The sequence below is a fragment of the uncultured Roseibium sp. genome (genome assembly GCF_947499295.1).
In the GTDB taxonomy this organism is placed as follows: Bacteria; Pseudomonadota; Alphaproteobacteria; order Rhizobiales; family Stappiaceae; genus Roseibium.
Genome location: NZ_CANMNP010000062.1, coordinates 1 through 4,652, shown reverse-complemented (window position 1 = coordinate 4,652; position 4,652 = coordinate 1). Strand labels below are relative to the sequence as shown.

At 48.1% G+C, this 4,652-nt stretch carries 3 protein-coding genes and 1 pseudogene; all 4 read left to right on the top strand.

The genetic code is table 11. The features are described from left to right. Nucleotides 1-74: 74 nt before the first annotated feature. Nucleotides 75-1,019 (top strand): annotated as a pseudogene (locus Q0835_RS29355) (N-6 DNA methylase); the annotation flags it as partial. Beyond that, nucleotides 1,009-2,265: a restriction endonuclease subunit S gene (locus Q0835_RS29350; protein ID WP_298966932.1), complete on the top strand. Its 1,257-nt coding sequence runs from the start codon at nucleotides 1,009-1,011 to the stop codon at nucleotides 2,263-2,265. The pseudogene Q0835_RS29355 and the gene Q0835_RS29350, both read left to right, overlap by 11 nt. Further along, the gene (locus Q0835_RS29345; RefSeq protein WP_298966929.1) at nucleotides 2,262-2,888 is read left to right on the top strand and encodes an HAD family hydrolase; all 627 of its coding nucleotides are present in this window, start codon (nucleotides 2,262-2,264) and stop codon (nucleotides 2,886-2,888) included. Before Q0835_RS29350 ends, Q0835_RS29345 begins: the two co-directional genes overlap by 4 nt. Before the next feature lie 205 nt (nucleotides 2,889-3,093). Further along, entirely contained in the window at nucleotides 3,094-4,614 is a 1,521-nt protein-coding gene (locus Q0835_RS29340; protein WP_298966927.1) for an HsdR family type I site-specific deoxyribonuclease, read from the top strand. The last annotated feature ends 38 nt before the right edge of the window (nucleotides 4,615-4,652 follow it).

Sequence of the window (4,652 nt, the reverse complement as noted above, 5' to 3'; positions counted from 1 at the left end):
ATCAACCAACACGATGAGCCAGTCTCTCCGCTAAGTCACGAAGCCATCAGCCCCAAATACCCTGACGACGGACACTTATGGCCGAATTGGTTGCACCTCAAGAAGGCGAAGAGATCTGTGATCCGACTTGTGGCTCAGGATCGCTTCTCATGAAATGTGGCCAGCGGGTTCAGATCGAGCATAACGGCTCCAAGAAATACGCGCTCTATGGACAAGAAGCGATCGGCAGCACTTGGGCGCTCGCAAAAATGAATATGTTTTTGCATGGGGAAGACAATCACCGCATTGAATGGGGCGATACGATCCGAAACCCCAAAATTCTTGATAGCGATGATCGCTTGAAGCACTTCGATGTGGTGGTCGCCAATCCGCCCTTCTCTCTTGAGAAATGGGGTCACGGAACAGCGGAGAATGACAAATTTAGCCGCTTCCGGCGCGGTATTCCTCCCAAAACCAAGGGCGATTATGCCTTCATCTTGCACATGATCGAAACCATGAAACCCAAAACGGGGCGCATGGCCGTCGTTGCGCCGCATGGGGTTTTGTTCCGTGGTTCTAGCGAAGGAAAAATTCGTCAGAAGCTGGTCGAAGAGAATTTGCTTGATGCCGTGATCGGTCTACCCGAAAAGCTCTTTTACGGCACGGGCATTCCCGCCGCCATCTTGGTACTGCGCAAGAACAAGTCTGACAAGAATGTTCTGTTCATTGACGCCAGCCGTGAGTTTGTCTCCGGTAAAAACCAAAATCAGCTTTCCGAAGATCATATCGCCAAGATCGTCAAAACATACCAGGAGCGCGATCCCGAAGGCGTCGATAAATACGCTTACTTCGCCACGCCTGAAGAGATGGCGGAGAACGATTTCAACCTTAACATCCCTCGTTATGTCGACACCTTCGAAGAGGAAGAAGAAATCGACTTGATGGCCGTGCGAGCCGAGCGCGAAAAGTTGAAAGCAGAGCTTGCTGACCTAGAAGCGCAGATGGATGGCTACCTGAAGGAGCTTGGCTATGGTTCCTGATGGTTGGCAATTTGAAAAGCTCGGCAATTTCATCGAATTCAAAAATGGAATGAATGCAGAGAAAAGCGCCTACGGTAGCGGTGTAAAGTTTGTGAATGTGATGGATGTGTTTGCACATGATTTCCTTCACAAGACGGATGTGCGTGGTTCTATGCAAGCCTCCGAAAAGCAGCGGAATGAATATTCTGTAATTAGGGGAGACATTCTTTTTAATCGAACTTCTGAGACATTCGATGAAATCGCTATGACCGCAATCTATACAGACGACGAGCCAATTGTTTTCGGTGGGTTTGTAATTCGTGGTCGACAAACAAAAAAGCTTCTTACAACTAGGTACTCCGGCTACTGTTTTCAGCCAAAATTTGTCCGCCGCGAACTTATTCGCCGCGCCCAAGGCGCTGTTCGAGCGAACATTGGACAAAAAGACCTAGGGGACGTCCAAATTCTTGTTCCCCCCTTGCATGAGCAGGAACGAATTGCCGAAATTCTCTCCACTTGGGACCGTGCGGTCCAAGCAACTGAGAAGCTCATCGCGAACTGCCAAGCTCAGAAAAAAGCTCTGATGCAACAGCTGCTGACCGGAAAAAATCGATACTCAGAATTCATCAAGTCAAATGAATTTCAACGCACAAAATATGGATTGATTCCGCAAGATTGGAATTTTGTGCAGATTGGCTCGATTGCCGATGAAATTAGTGAACGAAACGTCGATGGCGACGATTTTCCCGTTCTGTCATGTACAAAATATGATGGCTTTGTCAGCTCACTGGAATACTTTAAGAAGAAAGTATTTAGTGATGACACTTCAAACTATAAGTTGATCAAGTATGGGCAGTTCGGTTTTCCTTCAAACCATATTGAAGAGGGATCAATCGGACTCCAAGACATAGCAGATATCGGACAAGTAAGTCCGATCTACTGCGTATTTCAAGCTTCGCATGAAATCGACAATGGCTACCTGTATAAGCTATTAAAAACAGAGCATTATCGCCAAATTTTTGCTGCATTTACCAACGCGTCGGTCGACCGCCGCGGGAGTTTAAGGTGGCGTGAATTCTCTAAGATTTATGTTCCTCTGCCCACACTGCCCGAGCAGAGAAAAATTAGTAAATCAATAGATTCCGTAATCGAAGCAGAAGCAATACTGAAGACGAAGCTTGCTGCGATTCAACGAGAAAAGACTGCACTGATGCAACAACTCCTGACCGGCAAACGCCGCGTCAAAATTGAGGAGGTCGCAGCATGAGTGAGTTGAAACGCACAGCACTTATTTACGATTACGATGGCACGCTCGCGCGAGGCAATATTCAAGAAAACTCGTTTCTGCCGACCATTGATATGGAGCGCGGAGACTTTTGGAAAGAGGTAAAGCGGCTCACCAAAGAAAACGATGCGGATGAAATCTTGGTTTACATGCAGCTCATGCTGCGAGAGGCAAAGCGTAAAGGTATAAAGGTAACTAAAGAAGAACTCCGCACCCACGGAAGATCATCTCAACTATTTGGTGGTCTCGCGGATCACTCTTGGTTCAGTCGTTTGAATGAGTTCGCTAAGGAGCGTGGCCTCAAACTAGAGCACTACATCATCTCCTCTGGGACCCAAGAGATGATTGAAGGAAGCCTCATAGCTGAGGATTTCAAGCGCATATTTGCCTCTCGTTATATCTACAATGACAATGGTGAAGCGGATTGGCCCAGCTTGGCCATCAATTACACAACGAAAACTCAGTTCCTGTTCCGTATCAATAAAGGCATAGGGAATGTTTGGGACAACGAAGCGATCAACGCCTTCATGCCTGAACAAGAGCGCCCAATTCCTTTTACAAGGATGATCTTTTTAGGAGATGGAACACCGACATTCCAGCGATGAAGATGACGAGCCACTATGGCGGACAATCCATCGCAGCATATGATCCTAAAAGAGATGACCGGTCACTAGAGAAAATCCATCGCCTGATCTCTGACGGGCGAGTGAATTTCGTTGCTCCTGCCGATTATTCAGAGAACTCCCACATGGATATCCTGCTCAAAGATATTTTGGGGCGAATTGCGAGAGCGGAAGGGTACAGACCAAAATGACCCACGCTCCCAACACCGCAGAGCAATTCTCAGCTCATATCCCCGCCCTTCAGACGTTGATGTCTCTTGGTTGGACGTTCATGTCTTCCGCCGATTGTTCGGCCCTGCGCGGTGGAAACAAAGCGGTTATTCTCAAAAGCGTCCTCGTCGAAGAGCTTAAAAAACGACGGTTTGAGTTCAAGGGTCAAAGCTATCCGCTTTCCACCAACGCGATTGACCAGATTGTCCGTGATCTTTCATCACCTGGCTTGCAAGAAGGCCTGCTGACCGCAAGCGAACGGCTGTACAACGCCATAACGCTGGGCATCACGGTGACCGAGTTCGTGGAAGGAAAAAGGCACTCCACCACAGTCAAGATTATTGATTGGGACAATCCTGAAAATAACAGCTTCATTGTTACCGAAGAGTTTGAAGTCTTGGCGGCGGACGGTACGCATACGCGTCGCCCCGACATCGTATGTTTTATTAATGGCCTTCCAATTGTGGTCATCGAAGCTAAACGGCCCGATTCTGGCAATCCCAACAAGTCGATGGTTGATGAAGGGGTAAGCCAAACCATTCGCAACCAAAAGACGGATGAAATCCCGCATCTGTTCGCCTACTCACAACTACTTCTGTCAATCAGCGGGACAGAAGGTCGTTACGCCACAACGAAAACGCCGAAGAAATTTTGGGCAAAATGGCGCGAGGAAGATATTGATGATGCAGAATTTAGCACCATCAAGAATGCTCCAATGTCGTTAGAAGACCGAGATGCTCTTTTGTTTGGCAAACCACCCAGCGTTCAAATACACTTCCAAAAACTTTGGCAAGGTGAGCAGTTCGTTACTGATCAAGATCGCATCCTGATAAGTCTGCTGTCGAAGGAGCGAGTGATTGAATTCATCCGCTTCTTCATATTGTTCGACCGCAAAATCGGCAAGGTAGCGGCGCGCTATCAGCAGGTTTTCGGTATCAAGGCTCTGATAGACCGGATTTCAATTGTCCGGCCTAAGGGCGGTCGTGACGGCGGAGTGATCTGGCATACCACAGGCTCTGGCAAGAGCTTGACGATGGTGTTTTTGTGTAAGGCGCTTTTGCTTCACAAGAACCTAACTGAATGCCGCGTGGTTGTTGTAACCGACCGAATTGATCTTGAAAAGCAACTCGCCAAGACGTTCGTGAGTGGCGGAGCACTCGGTGAGGCCAAAGGCATCAAGAAAGAGGAAAATCGCGCCAAAGCCTCTACTGGACGTGATCTTGCAAAGCGTATCGGTAAAGGCAACGAGCGAATTATCTTCTCTATCATCAACAAATTCGGGACCGCTGCGAAACTGCCTGAGTGCTACAACCCAAGTGAAAACATTATTGTTTTGGTTGATGAAGGGCACCGTAGCCAGAGCGGTGAAAACCATGAGCGTATACGCAAGGCGCTTCCGAATGCATCATATGTCGCATTCACCGGAACGCCGCTTCTCAAGGACGATAAGACAACAAACTGTCCGTCGTCAGGGTATTTGGGGCTGATGGCTTCGTGACTTAGCGGAGAGACTGGCTCATCGTGTTGGTTGATTTT

Excerpts from the sequence above, each read along its gene's own strand:
- Q0835_RS29350 (WP_298966932.1), top strand. The coding sequence starts at position 1,009 with ATGGTTCCTGATGGTTGGCAATTTGAAAAGCTCGGCAATTTCATCGAA.
- Q0835_RS29345 (WP_298966929.1), top strand. The coding sequence starts at position 2,262 with ATGAGTGAGTTGAAACGCACAGCACTTATTTACGATTACGATGGCACG.
- Q0835_RS29340 (WP_298966927.1), top strand. The coding sequence starts at position 3,094 with ATGACCCACGCTCCCAACACCGCAGAGCAATTCTCAGCTCATATCCCC.